Raw genomic sequence first — 21,951 nt, 5'->3', positions numbered from 1 at the left:
GAAGTGATTAATCAGTTCAGCATTATCTTTGAAGAGCGGATTAACTCCCATCGCTTCGAATAAAATCCTGTTGACACAGTTCAGCGAGCACTCCCAACGACGTTCCAATTTGTAAAAGTTTTATAACTTTAATCTAGAATTCATCAATTATTTCGACACTTGCTTTGGCAAAAGGGCTTTTGTTAAGTTGTAATTGAAGTACTCTCCTGAAATTATTAAGCTCCCTCTGTTCTATTATTTCTTGTAGTTTAGTCCTGCCTTGGAATCCTTTTTGTAATATCATTTCGATTGCGTCATCAATTCCTGTTAATGTGCTGGGCATATCATACATAATTGCATGTGGCGCTTTCGTAGGATCCAATTGAAACCAAGCAGGATGATTACGAAACCTAGTCTTTATAGTATTTTCTACAAACCCATGTCTCTTATAAAATTGCGCAGCTTTTTCTCTTATCATTCCCTGTAAGTCCCCAGGTATAATAATTTTCAAGGTAAAATCAGTATAGTGAATTCCATTGAACTCTAATGCATCTGCATTTTGTATACTATCTACTAAACCTGTCACAAAATTCTTATAATAACCAATGGCCAAAGCTGTTGTAGGATATAAGCTTAAATGCCCTAGCTTGTAATGTTCAGCTATTTTATCTGCATATTCGTCACAAGCAGATTTTATACTTTTATTATCAGCCTTTTTAAAACGTGGCATGTAAATTCCGTTGAAATCGGATGGCAACTTCATATCTCTACTTTCCTCTACGAGTAAGAAAGATTTATCACGGCCCATCGAGCCTAGAAAAAGAGACATTTCAAGTATTACATTGTCCCTTGGTTCAATAACTAGCCTATTGTCAGCGGTTAATGTCAAATCATCTGCCGTAGCTACAAAGACGCCAAAGTCAAAATAACTTGCCATCCGGAGAAGGTTATCAAAAGTACTACGGTTAGGCTCCCAGATACCAGGCTCTTTCCATAGAAAGCAATCTCCTATATCTGATAAGTAAGCCTTTACTTTTTTAGCCACATTGTAACCTGCCTTTGAAGAACCAATAAATATTTGGGGTTTTAGATCAGTCATAAAAAACAATTTAATATGAACTAATGGCTTTTTCTAACGCACTGCTTTTCATAATATCCTTAGCTGAATCCTCAATTAGAAGGTCTAGATCTCTTTTTAAAAGTTTAATATCTGGAACTAAATTATCTGCTACTAACGGGGTTTCTGTACCGTTAGGGCTTTTAATTTGTTTCCTATAATTTGGATCTTCTATAATACGATGCATCTGCACTGATACTGATTTTGCTAAAGCCAATTCAGTACCTGGAAAATAAATTAAATTGTTATCATCAATTGAATGCACAATCGAAGTTATTTGAAAACTTTTCAGGTTTTTTAACTCCACATCACTATCCGCTTTTAAGTTTTTAAGTAACCTAATCGATCTTCGCATTCCGTCTCTAGTATTATCTCCTTTCAAATTCACTTGATGAATATGTGCAAAAGGAAAATCTGCCTTACTATTTTTAGGCCCATTTGGAAATTTATAGAGATAAATTCCTCTGTAATACTCGTCATTTCGCTGGTTTTTGGTCTCCTCATATATATCCGAGTGGTACCAGTACCCAAATACTATATCTACTTTTCTTCCCAATGATTTATTAAAAATGGAAATACACTTTTCATGACTATCATCAACCTCGTCATAGATACCTTTCAAAATCTTAGTAGCTTGTTTTCTTAACTCCTTTATGTCTTGATTAGGATCAGATGCTGTGTAACTACTGCGTAAGGTTTGGGGATAATGATATTTATCCACTATTGTAAGCAGATCGAAATCACTATGAACCTTAATATTAGTGTTTGTTTTTACGGATCCTTGCGTCCTGTAAGCCCTTTCAAAATGCAACTCAAGGCCATTTTGCAGATGTGTTTGTACTCGCTGAGCAGCTGTATATGTCTTATCATTATACTTCTGATCAATTGGTCTCATTGATTCTAGTAAATATTTTACATCATCTGGAATTTGACGAGTTTCAAATGATTTTGATAAAACAGACTCATTCAGTTCCTTGTCAAATTTTCTGTTTTGAAGATTAGCGAGTCTGTTAGCGTAGTTTAAAGTTGCCATTGCTGTTATTCAATTGTTGTGTAAAATACTTTCATACAGTTAGTTAAATACTGATTAGCGTTTTTCTAAACCTCGCAATGGGGTAATAGCAATCACTTCTCCCATTTCTATCAGTCTGTCCGCTTTCGTTTGTTGACATACACTTATGTCACCATCTAGAAAAGTGTCGATTATTTATACACAGTACATTACCCTTTACTTTCTGACGCTCTATCAGCATAGAGCCTATTCTAATTACAGGTAATTATTTCACTCCCTACAGTTTATGTAGCATCAGTTAGGATTATACACACCAAAATGGTATTCGGTCACAAAACCCATATTCATGTATTTCCTCTCAACAAATCGTCGGATTCATTTTTTTGCTCCTTCAACTCTATGAATCCTTAATTACTAGGCATTTATACATATGAAAAACTAAACTCTCAATTTTTTCAGGTACATTTTTTTCATTTTTAAGTACGATATTATTGATTTTAAGTACGAATATACTACATTTGATAACGACTTTACTCAAATGATTACAGAAATAATAAAAATTATTGAAGGGGGGCTTAACAAAGACCCACAGAAAGTTCTCAACTATGCGAAGCTACTTGCTGAAAACCTAAGCAAAGCGGGAGACAGTAAGGGAGCTGATCGGATTCTACGGGCACTACATAATAAACAAGCACAACCTGTCTATCTAGATCAACTTCTTACCGCTCCAGTTGATCAGGAAACTCGGATGAACATTGCAGATCTGATCATTCCTCAACCTAATCAACAAATACCCATCATATTATCAGAAAATCTTCGGCATAAGTTAGATGGTTTTATAGGGCGTGTTCAACACCGGAATGAACTACAAGCCGCAGGTGTTGATCCGCATGCATCCTTACTGCTTTATGGTCCTCCCGGTTGCGGAAAGACAACTTTAGCCCATTATATCGCTCAACAGATGCAATTACCCCTCGTGGTAGCTAGGCTTGACTCGTTAGTGTCCTCTTTATTAGGAAATACGGCTAAGAATATTCGTAAAATCTTTGAGTTCGCTAGCCGCCAACCTTGTATATTATTCTTAGATGAATTTGATGCGATTGCAAAAGCACGTGACGATCAACACGAACTAGGTGAATTAAAGCGAGTGGTTAATAGCTTGTTGCAAAATATTGATGAGTATGTAGAATCCAATATTCTTATTGCTGCTACCAACCATGAGGAACTTTTAGACAAGGCAATCTGGCGTCGTTTCAACAGTATAATTGAAGTGTCTCAACCGCAGGTTTCAGAAATCCAGCAATTACTAAAATTGTACCTTCGATCCACCAATTCTAGTTTTGAATTAGACAGTAAAAAAGGGGAATCCTTAGCCGAACTCTTAACTGGCAGTAGCCCAGCTGACATAAAGTCAATTTGTCAAAATGCCATTTCCCAAAATGTCCTTGATAAAAAACAGATGCTTACTTACGAGGACCTCTTATTGCAATTCTATTACTATAAACACCACAGTGCTGCCTCCCAAGATACACTGATGAGCTTTCTAAACTCGCATGGAGTTTCGCAGGCGGCAATTGCCGATTTATTGGACACGTCGCTCCGTCAAGTGCGTAATTTCTTTAATCCGAAATCTTAAGCATGGAATCTAAAAATCTTCCTATAAAACTGTTTAGCAAACGGGGTACTCAAGATGAAAGGAGAACTGAGGGTGGTGGCGGAAACAATCTGCCCGCTTGGGTCCTGTCTGAAGTTCTCTTAGAATCAAAATCAGCTGAATTTAGGGAATCATTAGGATTTACTGCTCAGCAGCTTGCTGATCGTTCAAAAGATCGAAGCTTTATTCCAGCGGTACTTACCGTTACAGTTCGGGAAGATGCGATGGCTAAATCTCATCGAGGTGAAGTCGCTAAGATTTTTAATCGGAAAGAAGAATACAATTTTATTGGTGTATCAGAGGATTTAGATTTTCTGGTCAAAGTAGATTCTGTCGAACATCTTGCCTTTATTGACCATAATTTGGAACGACCGGCGGCATTTGCAATAGGAGTATCGGCCATTGATGAAATTCGACCATTCCAACCACATGTTGATTTACCTGTAGATCAAGATACTCCGCTAAAAGTTAAGCTTGTCAATTTTCAGAGTCGCCAAATAAATCAACGTATCGAACGGGCTTTTGAAGAAACGCTCAAAACCAACCAAATCAGCTTTAAGAAAACAATATATACCTCAGGCTTAACTATTTATAAACTGAATCATGTTCAGCCCGATGCGTTAATCTCAGTTCAGGAATTTGAGGGACTCTATTCGATCGATCCGATGCCATCCTATCGCATCGCATTAGATGAGTTAACACCAAGTATACCATTGCCAGTTAAAACACCAGTAGACGGGCAGGATTACTTTACGATTGGTGTACTTGATTCTGGCATTGCTCCTATACCGCACTTAGCACCTTGGTTAGATTCACGACGCTATTCCGCTTATTCAGAATCTGATGTAGATCGGTCACATGGAACATTTGTAGCCGGTATACTTCTATATGGCGATGAATTAGAGGAAAGTAACTGGGTTGGTGTGGGTGAATTTAAACTATTGGATGCCACTGTATTTCCACACCCGGGAATGGGTATTGATGAAGATGAGCTAATTGAAAATATAAAAAATGCCGTAGAAGCACACCCAGATATACTCCTTTGGAATCTATCTGGGGGCGGCTCTTTAGAGTGTAATTCCCGCGATTTTTCGGATTTTGGAAAAGCGTTAGATGATTTACAGCATCTTACAGGTATTCTGATTTGTAAGTCGGCTGGAAATTGTAACAACTTCGCTTTGGGACAGCCAAAACGTCGAATACCAAACTCCGCAGATTCTGTTCGCTCCTTGGTTGTTGGTAGTATAGCACATAAACGAGGTATTCATGATCAAGTTCCTCAAGGACATCCTTCTCCTTTTTCTCGTACTGGGTTCGGCCCTAATAGACTGGTAAAACCAGAACTGACACATTTTGGTGGAAATGCTGGTGTTGAGCCAAGCGGGCGGATGACTTTGACGGGGGTAAATTCTTTTTCTATTTCAGGTGGTGTAGTTAAACAAGCGGGAACTAGTTTTTCAACACCGCGAGTGTCTTCGCTATTAGCAGGTTTATCTCATCGAGTAGCAGGTGAGTTCGATCCATTGTTATTAAAAGTGCTTTCTATCCACTCTGCTAAATACCACCCAAGTATCAAATTGAGTCCACTGGATCGATTAAAAGAAATGGGCTTTGGCTTACCGGGTTCAATTGATGATATAATTTTCAATGCACCTCATGAAAGCACTTTGATCTTACAAGATAATATTGTCCGTGGAGGCTACATTGAAATATTGGATTTCCCATTCCCTGACATTTTGGTCAATGAGGAAGGTCAATATTATGGTGAAGTAATAATTACCCTTGTTACAAATCCAAGACTTGATAGCACACAAGGTGCTGAATATTGTCAATCAAACATTGACGTTTCATTTGGCACTTATGAACGTATCCGTTTACGTGATACCACGAAAAGAACAGTCTCGAATCCTATTGGGAAACAAGATCCTTATAATCTTCTATTACCAAGCCATTATGCCGCAAAATTCCAACGATATATCGATCACCCATTTACTCAAGAAAGACAATTACGTGACGACTTAGGTAAATTTCACCCAGTCAAAAAGTATGCAATTAATTTACAGGAAATGACTGAATCCCATCGAATTCGTAGTCTAGCATTTCCCAAAAAATGGTTTTTAGAACTAAAAGGATTATTTTCTCATGCAGCCGAAAATGCAGCTGCTATAGATGGTGAACAATTATCTCAAGAATTTTGCCTGGCAATTACCATTCGAGACCCGTTAAAACGCCACGATGTCTATAGTGCTGTTACTCGGAGTTTAACAATAAATAATTTTCAGCATAATAACATCCAGTTACGGAATGAAGTAAATATAAACTTAAGTAACCGTAACAGTGGGTCAACTTCATAAGTAAAATAAAGTATAAAATGGTCTAGTCAATTTTGGTTAGACCATTTTATAAAAAGCATGTGTATTACTTTTAAATGAACGTTAAACAACTAACCAATATTTGCAATGGCAATTCTAACAGTCGCGTCAAATAATCGGCCAAGTATTTTCATCGGTAGCAGTAGTGAAGGGCTAGAAGTAGCAAGAGCCGTAAAAACCAACTTCGATAAAGAAGCGGACGTCGATATTTGGGATGAGAATCTTTTTGCTTTAAATAAAAGCACTCTTGAGAATTTAATTAATAGGGCATCTTTTTATGATTTTGCAATAATCATTTTGACTCCTGATGATGAAGCTACTATTCGCGGAAAAGAAGAGGTTATTCCAAGAGACAATGTCCTATTCGAATTTGGCCTTTTCGTAGGATCAATCGGAACAAATAGAGCATTCTATATCGCAGAAGAATCCGTTAAAATTTTATCAGACTTTAACGGGATTACTAGAACAACATATAGAAATAGAGATAATTTAGTAGCAGCAGTAGGGAATAGTTGCAATATCATTCGCGGAGAAATGGACATAGCTGAGAGGCTATATAGGTTTTCCTTGCTTCCATCAACATCATTAGCGATAGGCTATTATAAAAACTTCCTTGAGAAAGTGGCTGATGCTTTTACGCATATTGATGAGTTTGAGGTTCTCGAAAAAAACTCAAAAGGAGATGTGATTAATAGGCAAGTTGTTGAAGTGAAAAATCGTTTCCCTTCAATCACCATATTGCTACCTCAAAAGCTGTCTGATCTTCAACCAGCGATTTTGAAAAGAAGAACTAATTCATTAAGGCAAATTACGGTTAATACCTCGTTTCGCCCTTTTCCATTTTATATAGAAGGAGATGTAAACGAAGATAATGTTAACTTTTTTGACATACCAACAACTTTGTTGTCATCTCTTGAAACAGTTAATAGAATCTTTTCTCAAGACTTTTTGGTGCGAGACAATAATCTTGATCGGATACAACGGCGCGAAATTTCAAATTTCGAAAAAACTATTAGGATACTTGTTCCTGATAACATCGAAAATGAATTAATCAAATTTGATATTTTAAAATAACCCACTTAGAACAACAAAGAAAATGGCAGACTGTCATAAGTTATTCCAGGATTACCTCTCCAAGATATCTATTGATAGTGAAAAGGAGAAGAGGATGAAAACCTCACGTGATGGCCTGAGGGATAAAATTCGGAGTTGGTTTAAAAAAAACCAACCCGATTATAAACCTTGGTTTTACGTTCAAGGTTCGACTAAGATGAAATCAGTCATTAGGACAAAAGATGACATATGTGATTTAGATGATGGAGTATATTTTTTTCGAACACCTGATCATGAGGCTGAAACTTTACAGGATTGGGTATGTCAAGCGGTTGACGGCTATACAAGTAAACCTTCTCAGCATCGAAAAAAATGTATACGAACTGTATTTGCCGGTGATTACGAAATCGATCATCCTGTATACTACAAAGACGTTGATAACGATGAGTATCAGATAGCTATCAAAGGCGAAGGATGGAGGGATGATGACCCCAAAGGCATGATAAAATGGTTTATAAAGAAGAAAAAGCAGGATGAGCGAATTGTTAATGCAGTAATGTATTTGAAAGCGTGGTGCGATTATAAACGACACAAAATGCCTAGCGGTCTAACAATGACAATTTTAGCATCTAATGCATTAGATAAAATTGTTCTTAATGACCGTGATGATATTACACTCAAAGATATTCTTAGTGAAATTAAGAAAACTCTGGACGCTAAATTTGAATGTATTGTCCCAGTTAAACCTGGCGATGATCTTTTTGCTGATTATGATCAAGCCAGGAAAGATAACTTTATGAAAGCTTTAAAAGAATTTTTAGATGATTCAGACAAGGCTCTTCGAGAGGACAATCAATTAAAATCAAGCAAGTTATGGCAAAAGCATCTAGGTGATCGTTTTCCTGATGGAGAGGATAAAAAGCAAGACTCTGCTTTAAAAACAACTGTGGCAGCTGGAGCTGCTAGATCTAATCCATGGAGTAATGACGAATGGAGTTAATTTGTTCAGACAAGAATCAACAAAGATAAATGACCGTTTTCCTTCTTTGAACTACTCAGAGGAGGAAAATGGTCATCCATTTATATATGGTGAGATCCCACTTCATGATTCCAAAGGAGGAATAATAGATTCCTATTCTGTTAAAATAGTGCCAACTGACGAATACCCTTTAAAACTTCCTTTTGTGTTTGAAACTGGTGGAAGAATTCCCATTAACGTTGATTGGCATATTTTTCCAGATGGACATTGTTGCTTGATGTCAATTCCTCAAGAGTCCTTTATATGCAAAAAAGGAATAACGCTGACAAGTTTTATTGAAAATGAAGTAGTTCCTTATTTTTATAATCAAAAGCACCGTGAACTTTACGGTTATTTTTTAAAAGAAAGATCTCACGGCAATAAAGGTCATATTGAATTTTTTCAAGAAAAGTTTAATACCACAGACTTATCTCTTATTGCCAAAATGCTTAATTTTATTGCTAATAAAAAAGAGCCAAAAAACACAGACAAATGCTTTTGCGGCGGAGCGGCAAAATATAAAAAATGCCATAGAATTCTTTTTAGAGAGTTTCAATTATTTGAGACGGATGAAATTCTCCTTTATGCTAGGTTTATTCAAAACTATCTAATCGAAAATCAATAGTATCAAAATATTATCTTTAATGTAATATTATTATTATTGAAATGGCAGTGGCTTCCTGAGGTGCCAGCAGGGAGCTGTATTATACTTGTTCTAGTTTGCTGGGGTTCAATCAATATAGTTTGTTCAATTGTAATTGGAATTTTAATATTCTGATTATCAAACACTTGGACTCTGTCTTCTAAATTATGTTGATTTATAATATAAGACACTTGAAGAGCATTGGTAATTTCAAAAGTCAATTTTTCGTTTACCATTCTCGGGGTAATTATTAAATCACCTAAATTACTTTGAATATCAAAAGAGCCCCAAATAATTACTTGGTCAATTCCGAACAATCGCTTTATCAATCTATCTACGTCGGTATAAGCTGGAAGTTCAAAAATTGGAATAGTACCAAATTGGGTATTCATAGTGTACCTAAGCCAGGCTGCATTTTCAATTGCAGTATTTGTTTTATCCTTTAATTTAGGATATATATCAAAGTTTGCCTTTTTACTATATTCTGAATAATATTCTTCTTCTTGAAGTTTTTTAATTATATCTGCTGATTTTGGAAAAGGTGCCGAACTCTTTTCATAGTGAAGTAGTACCCATTGCTCAAAGGCTATACTTGAAAATGCAATATTTATTTTTTTTCCATTTATTGCTTGATCTGCTAGTTCAAAAGCCTCTTTATGTTTGGTATAACCATCTTTGTCAAAAACTACCCATACTTCATCATAGTCATCAATTCTACTTTGAGCTTCTTTAATTAAGCCTAGCGCATCAGATTTTGGATTCTCTTCATTACGATCGGGATATATAGTTACAGCTAACTGGCCATTTTCTTCTATCTCCTCATTTATTCTTTCAAAATAAATTGGCTCAGTATTTTTACCCTCACATGCTATAAATATTGAGGTTGCTAATGTTCTCTTTTTTTTAGTCATTTCCGAAGATAAACTCTACTTCTTTAATTTTAGGATCACCGCCAAATTTGCCGCTATTGTACCACTTATCAAAAGGTGTATCATCTCTAACGCCTTCAAAGTCTTTTGCAGAAAAGAGCTCAGTTTCTCCAAACTTATCTTTCGCGGTGAACCATATCTGATCTTTTCTAAGATTGTCTTTATCTAAAAGAGTAACCTCATGTGACGCAAAAATAAGTTGTGCATTCCGCTTGTTAGTAACTGGACTATTAAACAAGCGAACTAAAAATTTAGACAATTTTGGGTGTAAGCTATTATCTAATTCATCTACAATAATAACACCTCCTTTATCCAAAGTTTGCAAAATTAGCCCTCCTAAAGCAAATAATACATTCGTACCTTGCGACTCTTCATCAAATGGCAGTTCTCGTACTCCAATTTCAATATTGTCTTTATACAAAGTATGAGTAGCAAATGCTTTAATACTATTATCTGCAATAATTTGTTTTTTTAGATCATCAGGTAAGAAATCAGGAAAATCGAACTCATTCTCTAAAGCAGCTTTTACAGATATCTTTTCAATCTTCGTATCAGCTACTTTAATTAATTTACTTAATCTTTTTGCAAAGTTTTCATTATTTGGCTCAAGAATAAATTCTGAAATATCTTTTCTTAGCAAATCTAGTCTAATTTTATTTGATGCATTCCATATATTCAATTCATTTAAATACCGATATATGGGAGTCAATTGATCATGAGGTTCACTAAAGCCGAAGCGAGATAGATATAATTGATTTTTAAATACTTTTCGAGATATATTCTTATCTTTTAAACTTTTCCCTAAGGATAATTCATCGTAATCTTCTGAACCATTTATCCTTTTAAAAAGATTAGTTAATTTTCCATTTGGATAAAAATCTAATTGCTCATACACTACTGATTGTCGATTAAATTTAATACCATACCTATGTTTAATATTTTCTTTATTAATAAAAGTAATTTCAAATTCCACAGGGGCATTCTCAAAGACCACATCTAGTAGAAATGGTTCATAACAAGTTATTGGTCTGTCAACTTTAAATTTTGAAGATTCACTCACAAAATAGCGAAAAGCATGAAATGCAATGATAAAGTTAGATTTACCTGAAGCGTTCGCTCCATAAATCACTGCAGAACGTAAAAGTCGTTCCTCACTATTGTCTGCCAAAGTCAGAGTAAAAGTATTGTCTGACTTGCTACGACCGCTTTCTGCAGCCATCGTAAACATTTGTTCTGACCTAATAGACCGAAAGTTGGCTACTTTAAATTCGACTAACATAACTTTTAAGTGCGATTTTTACGTAAATCTTACAAGAAATCACTGTTAAAGCAATTTTTTATGATTTTAAGTTCAATTGTTTATTAGATTTATGTAGCCATTTCTATGAAATGATTGCGTAATGGCATTACTTAGAGCCGAATGGAATGTTTAAAAGTGTGTATAAGGAAAGCTCTGGTTACATTTTAATCTGATGATTATCTGAATGCTGAATTCTTTTTCGCTGGAAATTGCCCTCAAATACTTCTTAACTGCATAAAATAGCTCTACCACCAGTCTAGTCAGCTAATTGTGGATGTAATAACATTTCTTATGCTTCCACTTATGTCAACTTGTCAGTCTGAATTCAGCTGAAATCCATTATGTAACAAAGCCATGACGGACGTTGTACGTTTGATTCACCTCTATATCTCTTACCTCGACGGGGCCTAGAAACTAGGATCAAATTGATTTTTCAGAACTTTACACAACATTAACGCTGATTCACGTTTAGTCATCCCCTGCTGACGGGCTTTTACTCGCGATATGATTTAACATAGAGAAGTTCGGCGAAAGTCTAAATATTAACGTTTTCAACAAATCTCGGAAAGCCGAATTTCCAAGATGTTGAAAATACTTGTACATTGCTTCTTTTAAACCCTTGGCCATGCCTAAGCAATCGTGTACTCTTTCTACTGTTAATACTACAGACGGGGCTATCCAAACAAGTAGTGGTAAGCTGACACTTACCCAGGTGTTGACCTACTTTGCCGCCTGGTTACCCAAACCCGGTAACTATCCAAGGATCGTGCGACCATACTTGGTTTACTGTCTAACCAACAAGTATTCCATTGATCGATTCAGTCTAAGTTTATTTGCCGCTGGTTTGCCTGCTAACCGTATTTCCCCTCTGCGGAAATTTCTGCTGTTTTATCAGATTCAAGGCTTGCCCCAGCTGACCGCCGACCCTCCACCAACTTCTACCAAGATTCCAGCCGCCAATGAATTAATCCTTGGCTTCCTTCATGATTCAATCACTTTACGAGGGGAAGAGTCCAGAGATACGTATACCAAATCGCTGAACGCTTTCTTTCGTTATTTGGCTGATGAGCAAGGCCAGGGCAACCAGGCTTCTTTTAGTGGTCAAACGGTGGGTCGATACGTCGAATGGCTCAAGAAAGAAGGTCTATCTGCATTTACGGTCAATATTCGCCTTTCGGCCATTAAGCAACTAGCCGCCTGGGTGATTAAAAATCGCAGTCAGCTTGGATTAGTTGCGGATCAGGTCGATTCGCTTAGGGATGTCGATGCTGTGCGTGGCCTGACGACCGAACGTAAGTTTTATAAAGATAGTCTGGAACGGGCCGAGCGAGATGAACTCCTGAATTCTATTGAGGATGCTGCCGACCGGGCATTGGTCGCTTTATTGGTTATTGAAGGCTTACGGACTGTAGAAGTGACCCGGTTACGGGTGGGAGACATTGATTTTGAACGTAAACAGTTATGGGTCAAAGGGAAAGGAAAAGATACTCGAAAAGATGTCCACCTGTTTGATTCCTGCGCTCAGGCTCTGATTTCCTACTTACAGGATAAATCGTACTGGCCAATTCCACCACAGGCAGGCAAGGCCTTGTGGACCGATTTAAAAACCTATCAAATCAGGTATCGGGTTGATAAATATCTGCGGCAACTGAACTTGAAACGTCCCAGGCTATCCGCGCACAGTCTACGTCATACAACAGGCCAACTTCTTATTCAAGAAGGCGTTGAGCCAATTCATGTGCAGCGCCACTTGCGCCATGAATTATTTGAAACAACACAATTCTATATAAAGAAACAAACCGAGAAGGACTACTATATTAAAATAACGGATATACCTATAAAGGATTGATTGTCAAAATTTTGTAATTGTTAACAACGTAACAAATTTACTTTGTATATTATATATTTTATTGCATAGTTAATTTGTTACATGAGATTTATAAGGAAACTGGACAGTGGGGAAAAAAAGTGAAGCGGCATGGTTTACTTTCTTTTTCCAAAAACTACAGTTATTCCATGATTATTTTGGTCGATGTCGATAGCTTTTACGTTAGCGCCGAACGGATTTTTCGACCCGATCTGGAAGGAAAACCCGTTGTGGTGCTTAGCGCGAACGATGGAAATATAATTGCCCGTTCTAAGGAGGCCAAGAAGCTGAAAATAAGAATGGGGCAACCCACGTTTGAATTAGGGGGCGTTGTTAAGCAACATAAAGTAGAGATTATAAGCGCCAATTTTACCCTGTACGGCGATGTTTCCGGCCGATTAATGCGAATCTTAAACCAATTCATTGAGAAGATCGAGATTTATTCAATCGACGAGGCATTTTTAGATGTGACTGGGTACGAGCGGATCTATACCGACTTAGTAGCATTTGGCCATCAGATCCGAAAGACAATTAAGCAGTGGGTGGGTTTGCCGGTTTCGATTGGTATTGTGCCAAAAGAAACCTTAGCAAAAGTGGCGAGCTGGTACGCTAAAAAGCAACCCAACTACAACGGAGTTTTTGAGCTACGGGAAGCGGATCGCATTCAACAGGCACTTGCTGATTTCCCCTGTTTGAAGGTGTGGGATATTGGTCACCAGTACAATCAACTCCTCAAAAAAAACGGAATTGAAACGGCGTATGCGTTAACCCAGTGTCATGATGTGTGGATTCAGAAACACATGACAATTGAAGGCTTACGTTTAGTCGATGAATTGCGAGGAAATACCCGTCGACCCGTCCAGCAATATCCTGCGCCGAAAAAGTCGATTTTAACCTCACCTTGTTTTGGTACGCCTGTTGACGATCTGAAAACACTGCAAGAAGGACTGAATACGCACGTAGTTCGATGTGGAGAAAAACTAAGAAGACAACAGTCGGCTGCCTGTTTAGTAACTGTGTATTTGCAGACCAATCCATTTAGAGCTGACCAGCCGCAGTATTTCAATAGCCAGGCTACAGCACTGCCGCATCCTTCTAGTGCTACCCCTGAATTACTTCAATATGCCATTGGTGTGTTAAATGCGATCTACAAGCCTGGATATAAATTTAAGCGTGTAGGCGTGATGCTATCAGGTTTTGTACCTCATGATTATCAAAAGCCAACCCTCTTTAATGACGTTTCCGATCCTCGACTACGAGCGGTAAGCCAAACCGCTGATAAACTCAACGCGAAGTATGGGCGGGACAAAATACGATTTGCCAGTCAGGGATACAGCGTACATTGGAAACCGCGCAGCAAGTTTTTAAGCAGACGGTATACGACTCGATGGAGTGAGATTTTGAGAGCACAGTAAACTAAAAACGACCGTATAAAATTAAAGGGTAAAGATTAGTTGAAGAGTAAATAAGCGTTTTGTCCAGAGTGTAGTATGTCAAAAATTATTTTAATAACTGGTGCCTCAACGGGCTTAGGAGAAACTATCGCCACCTATTTGGCGCAGAAGGGCTTTACCGTATACGGAACATCCCGATCAATTGAGCAGAAGTCAAAACCTTTTTTGACCATGGATTTGGATGTCCGTAATGAAGCAAGTATTCAAAAAGGGGTGAACCGAATTATTGAGAAGCATGGCCGAATTGATGTATTAATTAACAATGCTGGGTTGGCTATTGCGGGGCCGGTTGAGGCTTTACCGCTTGCCGAAGTACAGCGGGTATTCGATACAAATGTCTTTGGTTCGATCCGAACGATTCAAGCCGTTTTACCTACGATGCGTCAGCAAAAGTCTGGTTTAATTATTAATATTAGTTCCATTGCGGCAGAAGCAGGGTTACCGTTTCGAGGAGGTTATTGCGCTAGTAAAGCCGCCGTTGACCGGCTGACTGAAGCACTCCGATTAGAGCTGGCCTCATTTGGAATTCAGGCTTGTTATATCCAACCAGGTGGTACGAAAACGGATATTAACAAGAATCGGCTTCGGGTATCTTTACCTGCCAACAGTGCCTATAAAGAAACGTTTGACCGCACATATGCATTAATCGACGAAAGTGTTAGTGAGGGAATAGAACCCGACGTGTTTGGGCCACTGGTCGAAAAAATCATTCAGTCGCCCCAAGTTGATCGATTGTACCGGGTTGGTAAATCCCTGGAGAAATTTTCCGTTTTGTTAAAAAGTATTTTACCAACGGGTATCTACGAACGTATGATTCGAAATCACTATAAAATGTGAGGCAATAAATCAATGAATAAGCTATGCCCTGGCAGATTTGTCAGGGCTTTTATGTAAACAATAATCAGTGAATACAAATGCCTAATTCTAACAGTACATCGGGAAAAAAAGCAGATAATCAATTTCTAATTACATTTTTCTAATTAGAAATTTGCAATTAGAAAATTAATAGTTATTTTAGTACACGAAAGGTAATTGAACAGGCAAACACTATTTTGTATGGCATCTGTAAGCACAACCCCTTTAAAAACAGACAGTTGGAGCGAGATTTGTTTCCCTGTGGAATCGGTAAGATTAATTGATATGTTACCAGGCTACCAGATTGTGCCATCGGACCGTCAGAACTCGATTGTTGGCTATCCAACTGGTAGTAACCCAGTGGTCTATGCGATTCAATCTGAGCAGTATTCAATCGTGCCTAACACCCTTTTGCGAGAAGTTGTGACTAAGTACATACCTCAGCATGAAATCAACATACGGTATACGGACCGAGGAGAATTTACTATAAACGTAATTACACCGAACGAGATCAGTATCGGCGACGAACGGTTGTACCGCAATCTGATAATTAACAATAGTTACACGGGTAAATCACCTTTTACGGTTCAGGGAACGATTGTTAATGAACGAACTGTGACAGAAACGGGCGTACGGGTTAGCTACTATCGACAGATATGTAGCAATGGTTTAATGGGTTGGGCAGATGAATGGTTGGAAATGGATGCTTACTTAAACTGGCTATTAGCTGGGAAGCCCAAGAAGCACAAAAAGGCTTTGGATATAAAGGAAAGTGGTATTGAAACCAAAACCTACACGAAGCAAGAAGTCGATGAAGTCGTTCATAAAAAACTGCATCATATTCGGTTAGATATAGATTCCCTAAGCTCCTATTTAGGAAAGGTTCTTACGCAATTTATGGCACATAAAGGCTCCCTAACCGCCCAAGTTTATCAGCGATTATATAATAAACCTGTCCAAGAAGCCACAGTCGAAAAATTAGCCAAAGAAGTTAAAATCCCGGTACAACTGGTAAAGCAAGCCCAGGAACGTATGAAAGTAGAAGAACGGATATTAAAGTCAGAGCCCACGATGTGGCTGTTGTATAACGCTTTTAATTACTCGCTGATGAATAGCCGCGTCAGCCTTTCTCTTTCAGATCGGTATGCTATGGATGAAAAGGTTTTTCATGAGTTAACCCACCAAGCGTTGAATGTGAATTAAACTAATATCAGGGCTGCTATTTCTTGCAGCCTTTTTATACTAACTTATTTTTTCTAATTAGAAATTTCTAATTAGAAAAAATATAGCCAAATCGATATGTCCTGAACCCTTGAAAGTGAGCCAGTGAAAAAAAGAGTAAAACACTTAAATTTCACTGGTAATTGGAAAGGGAAATGAAAGCAGGACGATTCTCAGAATCGCAGATCGTGGCGATTCTTAAACAACAGGACAACGGCCAGACCGTCGCCCAGATTACCCGCGAGCATGGCATTAGCGAGGCCACGTTTTATAATTGGCGAGCTAAATATGGCGGTATGCAGGTCTCTGAAGTGAAGCGCCTTAAAGAGTTGGAGGACGAGAACCGCCGACTCAAAAAGATGTACGCTGAGCTGAGTTTACAAAACGAAATCATCAAGGAAGCCCTGGCAAAAAAGTGGTGAGGCCCGCCGAGCGTCGAATAGTGGTCAAGTGGATGGTTGATCAGAAACAGATTAGTCAACGCAAAGCCTGTCGTTGGGTGGGCCTTAGCCGCAATGCAATGGCTGAGCCAGTAGTCATTAAAGACAAGGATAAAGCACTGGCAAGCCGGATCGAGCAATTGGCCCGGCGGTACAAACAGTGGGGCGTACTGAAGATTTACCGTCGGTTGCGCAAGCAGGGAGAGTTAGTTAACCATAAGCGAATTAGACGTTTGTACAGAAGCCTAGGTTTAAGCTTACGGCGAAAGACGAAGAAACGACTACCGGAGGCTGTGCGTCGTCCGCTGCCTAAAGCAACGGCTTGTAATCAATGCTGGTCGCTAGATTTCACCTCGGATAACTTGACGGGTGGTCGTAAGTTTCGCACCTTGAATGTGGTTGACGATTACAACCGAGAAGCTCTGGGCATCGAAGTGGATTATTCACTGCCAGCCCAGCGGGTAACCCGCTTATTAGATCGGCTGGTCGAGCAGTATGGTAAGCCAGAACGATTACGCAGTGATAATGGCCCTGAGTTTATTAGTCAAGCCTTGCAGGATTGGTGCTCGGGCAAGGAAATCGGTTTACATTGGATCGAACCGGGTAAACCGACTCAGAATGCCTACATCGAACGCTTCAATGGGACCTTTCGTCGAGAGGTTTTAGATGCTCACATTTTCACGAGCATCAGGCAGGTACGGCGATTGGTAGATGAGTGGCTGTTGGAATACAACACTGAACGGCCTCATCAAGCATTGAAGTTTATGACGCCGGTTGAATACCGACAGGCGGCTTAAATTCTAGTCAAAACTGGCTCATCGAACGGGGTAAGGACAGATAGTTTAAAACTCATTAGGGATTGAAGCACGTATTGTAAGATGAATTTTGACTATATAATCAATTGGCACTATAAAAACTTTAAAGACTGTTATTTCATCAGTCTTGGTATAGTGATTGAAGCTAGTGCGCGCACTTGTGGAGACGGTATCGCAGTATCAATTTACAGATAACTATCAATGGATACCAAGGCGAATGAATTTAGAAGACCAGTCTATAAAGCAGAATATTAATAGAATTTCTCTACACCAATTCATTTACCATCTTTTCGAACGACTTTTCTATCAATCAGTTGATATAAGGATTTCCGGTATGATTCTCCTACAGGTAATTCCTTCAATTCTCCTTGTCGAAGAATACTGACGGTGTTTTTATCCTTATTGACCACTCGTATTTTAGTCCTGGCAGCAATGAAGGATTTATGAATTCTAGAAAAGAAAGTATGAGGTAATTGGGACTCAATGTCACTAAGTTATAAATGGGAGGTTAGACGGTCATTTTGCGTAAAAATATGAATGTAGTTGCGCTCTGGAGCTGTTTCAATCCAACAGATTTCGTCAAAGTACACGGCGATCAAGTTACCTTCTGACTTCACATAAATAAACGATTCTCTAGGCAGAGCCGGACTCGGTTTCGCTGAAGGCTCTAGGCTAGTTTGGGCTTTTTGTACAGCTTTTAAAAAACGATCAAAGCCAAATGGTTTGTGCAGAAAATCAATGACATCTAAATCGTAGCCTTGTAGTGCGTATTGAGGGTATGCTGTCGTCAGGACATATTTCTGAAATTGTCCAACGATTTTAATAAAATCAATTCCATTAATAGCATGATTTGGCATTTCGGCATCGACGAAGATGAGATCTACTGGATTTGCCTTCAAATAGACAATGGCTTCGGAAGGGTCAGAAAATGAGCCTTTTAACTCAAGGTACGGCACTTTATGGATCAAATCCTCAAGATACTGGATAGCAAATTCCTCGTCATCAATTACGATACAGGTCATGGCAATAAAAATTAGGTACTTACGCTAGGATCGATAACCAACAAGAAAAGGAATCCTCATCTTGTTCGATTTTAAAGGTATAGGAGGAAGGGTACGTCAAATCAAGTCGGCGCTGAATGTTCGCTAAACCTACATGCGTTGAATCTACAGTCGGCTTATGACCTTTCTGATTCCGCATATAAAACTCGATTCGGTCTGTATAGCAGTTCAGTTTAATAGTAAGCGGGAAATCCATATTTGTCATCCGTCCATGTTTAAACGCGTTTTCGACTAAACTGATTAATATAAAGGGAATTATGAACTTCTGATCGGTAGGGCCTTGGACGTTAAATTCTATTTGAAGCTTATTTTTATATCGCATCTGGTGTAAGGCGATGAAATCTTTTAAATACGTGATTTCTTCCTGAACCAGCACGAATTTTGAATCCTCCCGCAAACTATAACGCATAATGTCAGACACCTTTAAAAGTGAATCAGCTAAATCTTCAGAGTATTCGCGGCTCTTTACATACAAATAGTATAAGGTGTTATAGAGAAAATGGGGATTCAACTGAGATTTTAAAAAGTTAAGCTCAGCATGCAGGGTTTCCTGTTCAAGACGCATTTTCTGCTCTTCTTGTAAATTCTTTTCCCGCTCCCGTTCCAGCTCCTGCTCTTTAACCGTATCGATGGCATTTGCTAACCGTTGGGTAACGGACGGAATGATTTTTATCATATCCAGCGAAATACCCGTAAAGAAATAAGCCGTGAAGAAGGCAATCAAGATAAAGACAATCCATTCATTCAGATACCGGACTACTTTGGGTGGGTTTAAGCCTTCCCGTTGCAAAGTAGCTTTTCGTTGTAAAGCCCAGTTTTCATTCCGTTCAAGGGCTTTTTCGTAACGAGTTGATTCGGCCTTAGTCAAGTAATTATATTGATAAGTAAAGCCTATACTATACGCTTTTAGAAAAAGAGTACCTAGGACAATCAAAAACCAGACAAAGGCAGCTTTGCGGCCAAGAAGGATAGCAGCTAGAACAATTAAAGAATGGCCAAAGGCAAAATCGACCAAGATTGAATCATTAGAAGGGTTTTCAAATCCGATCATGTTTAGGAAAGCCAGAAACATAATGGAAACGATACTTACCCAACGGGAGGCAATATCAAACTTACTTTCAGGGTCTAAATCAATCTGTTGACCCACTAGGGTAATTTTAGTTTTTCCAGCTAAAATCCAATAGTTGTAAAGGGCAGAAAAGAAATTCGCAGCACCGACGAATAAATAAACATAGGCCAGTGCGAAATGAGGGACAAAGTTTCCAGTTTCTATTTTTTCAAAGGACAGAAAAAATATGGCCAGTGTGATATAAGCAATATTGAGATAGGTAAGCAATTTGCGTTGCTTATGCGCAAAAGGTTGGGACAAGTGTTGCCTTGCTTGTTCCAATAATTCTGTTAGCTGCGTTGAGTTCGAAGTTTCCACTAATTACGTAAAGTCGAAAGAAGAGCAATAAACCGGAGATACCTGTAGCTGAGCTAATTGGTTAGCGGATAAGCCGCAGGCTTTAACCATGGCATGTGTGGTAACATCGGCCTGATAGCCGCTGAGTAAGCCCATCCGGGCGAGCATGGCTGTTAATCGCTTATCCTGACAGTCAACCTCGAAAAGAGCGCTGTTTAAGTTGAAAAAAGCTAGTACACTTTCGATGAGAATTGGGAACAAACCCTCTTGCCTGGTAGCCAGGTAAATACCTTCCAGTGCTAAAAACGAATAGTCTGGTTGAAATAGTTTTTTTAGGTAGGGTATTCTTGGTAGGATATTCATGAGGAACCAGCCGGTCCAGTGGGGCATTTGTAAAAAATTCCAAGTAACGGGATTGGCTTGTACCCCTCCTACAACTTGCTCCCCTACTGTCAGTGTAAAGTAATTTCCTTGGTAGCCTATTTTATCAAAGTTTACCAATCCATAATCAGCGTAATAGGTCGCCAGAAAAGATTTGATTTTGGGAAGTTCTGCTGATGAGGCCCTTTTCAGTCGCACATCTGCTTTTGGATTTAGGCTACGGAAGACAAACGTTTTAAGTTGTGCAACACTTGCAAAATTTGTTTGGTTTGACAAGGAGAGGGAACGTGTGTTTTTCTCTTCGATGAACGAGTACAACAGATAAGGTGCATGAATTGTCTCCGTAATGTAATTGACAGCCGAAGTTTTTAAAAATCGACCATATCCCTTTCCCTGGGCTGATTCATGGATGGCAAAATAGCGCCCATAAAAGGCATTCATACTACCAAATGGATAAGTAACAAGCCGATGATCGAGGCAATAAAAACCTTGAAGGATGTCAGAAATATATAGATGAAAGAAAAAAGGGTTGGACAGTTGGTTTAGTTTTTGGTCTTGGCCAGTTTGTTGATAACGAATACCGCTTGTGCCGTAAACAGCATTTTTTAATAAGACAATAGACTCTGCATCAGCCTCTGATTTTACGACCAGCTTAACTGATCCTATTTGGCTAAGAATCGTTTCTTGTGGAGCATATACTGGTTCTTTGGAAATCGACATTGAGTAATCAAATAAGTTGAAATTTCGAGTTTTAACTGATCTTCCTGACCGGTTGATTTATGAGTAATCAAGGAGATTAAACACTGTAGAGCCAGCTAAGAAATGGATGTAGTGTTCACTCCGCAACTAAAACGACTCATAATTAAACATTTATATGTAGCCTATTTGAGTGTACAGGATTCATCACGCATCTAGACCTGTATAGCACAAGTTTATACCTGTTTAGCCATCCTCCCATTCATAATTGGGGTTTTATGTAGATCTTGGTTTAGTTCTTTATCTAACCATAACGATCATGAATCAGATTTCAACCATGCTCTCCGTTACAGATGTAGAAAAATTGATTGTGCACCCTGAAACCTTCACTGTTCAAGATATTATTGGTATAGCCAAGTTGCTTAGGAAATCGCCAACAGAAGTTTTTGAATTAATACTTAATGAATTAGAAGTGGGGAACATTTGTGAATTCGAAAGATAATATAACAAAAGGCCGCTTAATCAAAAGTGGCCTTTTGGCTAACCATTCTACAGCCACAAGTACATAATACTTGACTGAAAACTTTGAATGAATAAAAAAGCTTAATAGTTGACAGAGGTTTGCGTTGTTTTCAAAACTCAGTCTTCAATTAATCCTAATCCTTTTACATGTCACTGA

The 21,951-nt window shown here is 38.5% G+C and carries 19 protein-coding genes; 11 read left to right on the top strand and 8 right to left on the bottom strand.

Features of this window, described 5'->3' with window-relative positions; genetic code table 11:
- Positions 1 to 133 precede the first annotated feature (133 nt).
- Positions 134 to 1,078 (bottom strand): STING domain-containing protein, encoded by a 945-nt coding sequence (locus ACYVF1_RS31850; protein ID WP_461086695.1) that lies wholly within the window; start codon positions 1,076 to 1,078, stop codon positions 134 to 136.
- 10 nt (positions 1,079 to 1,088) lie between these two features.
- Positions 1,089 to 2,129, bottom strand: a complete 1,041-nt coding sequence (locus tag ACYVF1_RS31845; protein ID WP_461086693.1) for a nucleotidyltransferase family protein — start codon at positions 2,127 to 2,129, stop codon at positions 1,089 to 1,091.
- Positions 2,130 to 2,646: 517 nt separating this feature from the next.
- Here ACYVF1_RS31845 and ACYVF1_RS31840 point away from each other — a divergent pair.
- From ACYVF1_RS31840 to ACYVF1_RS31820, 5 genes are all read left to right on the top strand, one after another.
- Positions 2,647 to 3,744 (top strand): AAA family ATPase, encoded by a 1,098-nt coding sequence (locus ACYVF1_RS31840; protein ID WP_461086691.1) that lies wholly within the window; start codon positions 2,647 to 2,649, stop codon positions 3,742 to 3,744.
- Between the two features lie 2 nt (positions 3,745 to 3,746).
- On the top strand, positions 3,747 to 6,116 hold the full coding sequence (locus ACYVF1_RS31835) for a S8 family peptidase (RefSeq protein ID WP_461086689.1): 2,370 nt from the start codon (positions 3,747 to 3,749) through the stop codon (positions 6,114 to 6,116).
- Positions 6,117 to 6,221: 105 nt separating this feature from the next.
- Positions 6,222 to 7,208, top strand: coding sequence for a TIR domain-containing protein (locus ACYVF1_RS31830; RefSeq protein ID WP_461086687.1), 987 nt, complete (start codon positions 6,222 to 6,224; stop codon positions 7,206 to 7,208).
- Positions 7,209 to 7,302: 94 nt separating this feature from the next.
- Entirely contained in the window at positions 7,303 to 8,187 is an 885-nt protein-coding gene (locus ACYVF1_RS31825; RefSeq protein WP_461086685.1) for a CBASS cGAMP synthase, read from the top strand.
- On the top strand, positions 8,171 to 8,830 hold the full coding sequence (locus ACYVF1_RS31820; protein ID WP_461086683.1) for a hypothetical protein: 660 nt from the start codon (positions 8,171 to 8,173) through the stop codon (positions 8,828 to 8,830). Before ACYVF1_RS31825 ends, ACYVF1_RS31820 begins: the two co-directional genes overlap by 17 nt.
- 2 nt (positions 8,831 to 8,832) lie before the next feature.
- On the opposite strand, the gene ACYVF1_RS31815 is transcribed toward ACYVF1_RS31820, so the two are convergent.
- Entirely contained in the window at positions 8,833 to 9,759 is a 927-nt protein-coding gene (locus tag ACYVF1_RS31815) for an RloB family protein (RefSeq protein ID WP_461086681.1), read from the bottom strand.
- Positions 9,752 to 10,996, bottom strand: a complete 1,245-nt coding sequence (locus tag ACYVF1_RS31810) for an AAA family ATPase (RefSeq protein WP_461086679.1) — start codon at positions 10,994 to 10,996, stop codon at positions 9,752 to 9,754. Before ACYVF1_RS31810 ends, ACYVF1_RS31815 begins: the two co-directional genes overlap by 8 nt.
- A gap of 706 nt (positions 10,997 to 11,702) precedes the next feature.
- Here ACYVF1_RS31810 and ACYVF1_RS31805 point away from each other — a divergent pair.
- From ACYVF1_RS31805 to ACYVF1_RS31785, 5 genes are all read left to right on the top strand, one after another.
- Positions 11,703 to 12,926 carry a tyrosine-type recombinase/integrase gene (locus ACYVF1_RS31805; protein WP_461086677.1) on the top strand — a complete coding sequence of 408 codons (1,224 nt, stop codon included), beginning with the start codon at positions 11,703 to 11,705 and terminating at the stop codon, positions 12,924 to 12,926.
- A 167-nt stretch (positions 12,927 to 13,093) separates the two neighbouring features.
- Positions 13,094 to 14,359 (top strand): Y-family DNA polymerase, encoded by a 1,266-nt coding sequence (locus tag ACYVF1_RS31800; protein WP_461086675.1) that lies wholly within the window; start codon positions 13,094 to 13,096, stop codon positions 14,357 to 14,359.
- 75 nt (positions 14,360 to 14,434) lie between these two features.
- Complete coding sequence (locus ACYVF1_RS31795) at positions 14,435 to 15,235, top strand: SDR family oxidoreductase (RefSeq protein WP_461086673.1); 801 nt, start codon at positions 14,435 to 14,437, stop codon at positions 15,233 to 15,235.
- A gap of 219 nt (positions 15,236 to 15,454) precedes the next feature.
- On the top strand, positions 15,455 to 16,456 hold the full coding sequence (locus tag ACYVF1_RS31790) for a hypothetical protein (protein ID WP_461086671.1): 1,002 nt from the start codon (positions 15,455 to 15,457) through the stop codon (positions 16,454 to 16,456).
- A 173-nt stretch (positions 16,457 to 16,629) separates the two neighbouring features.
- A protein-coding gene (locus tag ACYVF1_RS31785; protein ID WP_461086573.1) for an IS3 family transposase occupies positions 16,630 to 17,711 on the top strand; the annotation gives its coding sequence in 2 pieces (ribosomal slippage) (positions 16,630 to 16,882 and positions 16,882 to 17,711; 1,083 coding nt in all).
- A 293-nt stretch (positions 17,712 to 18,004) separates the two neighbouring features.
- Here ACYVF1_RS31785 and ACYVF1_RS31780 read toward each other — a convergent pair.
- Genes ACYVF1_RS31780 through ACYVF1_RS31765 form a run of 4 tightly spaced genes read right to left on the bottom strand, consistent with a single transcriptional unit; the run spans position 18,005 to position 21,296 of the window.
- Positions 18,005 to 18,214 carry a LytTR family transcriptional regulator DNA-binding domain-containing protein gene (locus ACYVF1_RS31780; RefSeq protein ID WP_461086699.1) on the bottom strand — a complete coding sequence of 70 codons (210 nt, stop codon included), beginning with the start codon at positions 18,212 to 18,214 and terminating at the stop codon, positions 18,005 to 18,007.
- Positions 18,215 to 18,223: 9 nt separating this feature from the next.
- Complete coding sequence (locus ACYVF1_RS31775; RefSeq protein WP_461086669.1) at positions 18,224 to 18,751, bottom strand: LytR/AlgR family response regulator transcription factor; 528 nt, start codon at positions 18,749 to 18,751, stop codon at positions 18,224 to 18,226.
- A gap of 19 nt (positions 18,752 to 18,770) precedes the next feature.
- Positions 18,771 to 20,216, bottom strand: a complete 1,446-nt coding sequence (locus ACYVF1_RS31770) for a sensor histidine kinase (protein WP_461086667.1) — start codon at positions 20,214 to 20,216, stop codon at positions 18,771 to 18,773.
- A gap of 3 nt (positions 20,217 to 20,219) precedes the next feature.
- Positions 20,220 to 21,296, bottom strand: a complete 1,077-nt coding sequence (locus tag ACYVF1_RS31765; protein WP_461086665.1) for a hypothetical protein — start codon at positions 21,294 to 21,296, stop codon at positions 20,220 to 20,222.
- Between the two features lie 295 nt (positions 21,297 to 21,591).
- Here ACYVF1_RS31765 and ACYVF1_RS31760 point away from each other — a divergent pair, with 295 nt between their 5' ends.
- Positions 21,592 to 21,774 (top strand): hypothetical protein, encoded by a 183-nt coding sequence (locus ACYVF1_RS31760; RefSeq protein ID WP_020597347.1) that lies wholly within the window; start codon positions 21,592 to 21,594, stop codon positions 21,772 to 21,774.
- Positions 21,775 to 21,951 lie beyond the last annotated feature (177 nt).

It is taken from the genome of Spirosoma flavus (assembly GCF_054778555.1).
The sequence above is the reverse complement of the archived record's forward strand: the minus strand, read 5'-3'. Positions and strand labels throughout refer to the sequence as shown.

What these genes read in the sequence shown, in the direction of transcription:
- ACYVF1_RS31845 (WP_461086693.1), bottom strand. Translation starts at nt 2,129, where the DNA reads ATGGCAACTTTAAACTACGCTAACAGACTCGCTAATCTTCAAAACAGA.
- ACYVF1_RS31790 (WP_461086671.1), top strand. Translation starts at nt 15,455, where the DNA reads ATGGCATCTGTAAGCACAACCCCTTTAAAAACAGACAGTTGGAGCGAG.
- ACYVF1_RS31820 (WP_461086683.1), top strand. Translation starts at nt 8,171, where the DNA reads ATGACGAATGGAGTTAATTTGTTCAGACAAGAATCAACAAAGATAAAT.
- ACYVF1_RS31805 (WP_461086677.1), top strand. Translation starts at nt 11,703, where the DNA reads ATGCCTAAGCAATCGTGTACTCTTTCTACTGTTAATACTACAGACGGG.
- ACYVF1_RS31850 (WP_461086695.1), bottom strand. Translation starts at nt 1,078, where the DNA reads ATGACTGATCTAAAACCCCAAATATTTATTGGTTCTTCAAAGGCAGGT.
- ACYVF1_RS31840 (WP_461086691.1), top strand. Translation starts at nt 2,647, where the DNA reads ATGATTACAGAAATAATAAAAATTATTGAAGGGGGGCTTAACAAAGAC.
- ACYVF1_RS31795 (WP_461086673.1), top strand. Translation starts at nt 14,435, where the DNA reads ATGTCAAAAATTATTTTAATAACTGGTGCCTCAACGGGCTTAGGAGAA.
- ACYVF1_RS31810 (WP_461086679.1), bottom strand. Translation starts at nt 10,996, where the DNA reads ATGGCTGCAGAAAGCGGTCGTAGCAAGTCAGACAATACTTTTACTCTG.
- ACYVF1_RS31760 (WP_020597347.1), top strand. Translation starts at nt 21,592, where the DNA reads ATGAATCAGATTTCAACCATGCTCTCCGTTACAGATGTAGAAAAATTG.
- ACYVF1_RS31825 (WP_461086685.1), top strand. Translation starts at nt 7,303, where the DNA reads ATGAAAACCTCACGTGATGGCCTGAGGGATAAAATTCGGAGTTGGTTT.
- ACYVF1_RS31835 (WP_461086689.1), top strand. Translation starts at nt 3,747, where the DNA reads ATGGAATCTAAAAATCTTCCTATAAAACTGTTTAGCAAACGGGGTACT.
- ACYVF1_RS31765 (WP_461086665.1), bottom strand. Translation starts at nt 21,296, where the DNA reads ATGTCGATTTCCAAAGAACCAGTATATGCTCCACAAGAAACGATTCTT.
- ACYVF1_RS31800 (WP_461086675.1), top strand. Translation starts at nt 13,094, where the DNA reads ATGATTATTTTGGTCGATGTCGATAGCTTTTACGTTAGCGCCGAACGG.
- ACYVF1_RS31815 (WP_461086681.1), bottom strand. Translation starts at nt 9,759, where the DNA reads ATGACTAAAAAAAAGAGAACATTAGCAACCTCAATATTTATAGCATGT.
- ACYVF1_RS31830 (WP_461086687.1), top strand. Translation starts at nt 6,222, where the DNA reads ATGGCAATTCTAACAGTCGCGTCAAATAATCGGCCAAGTATTTTCATC.
- ACYVF1_RS31775 (WP_461086669.1), bottom strand. Translation starts at nt 18,751, where the DNA reads ATGACCTGTATCGTAATTGATGACGAGGAATTTGCTATCCAGTATCTT.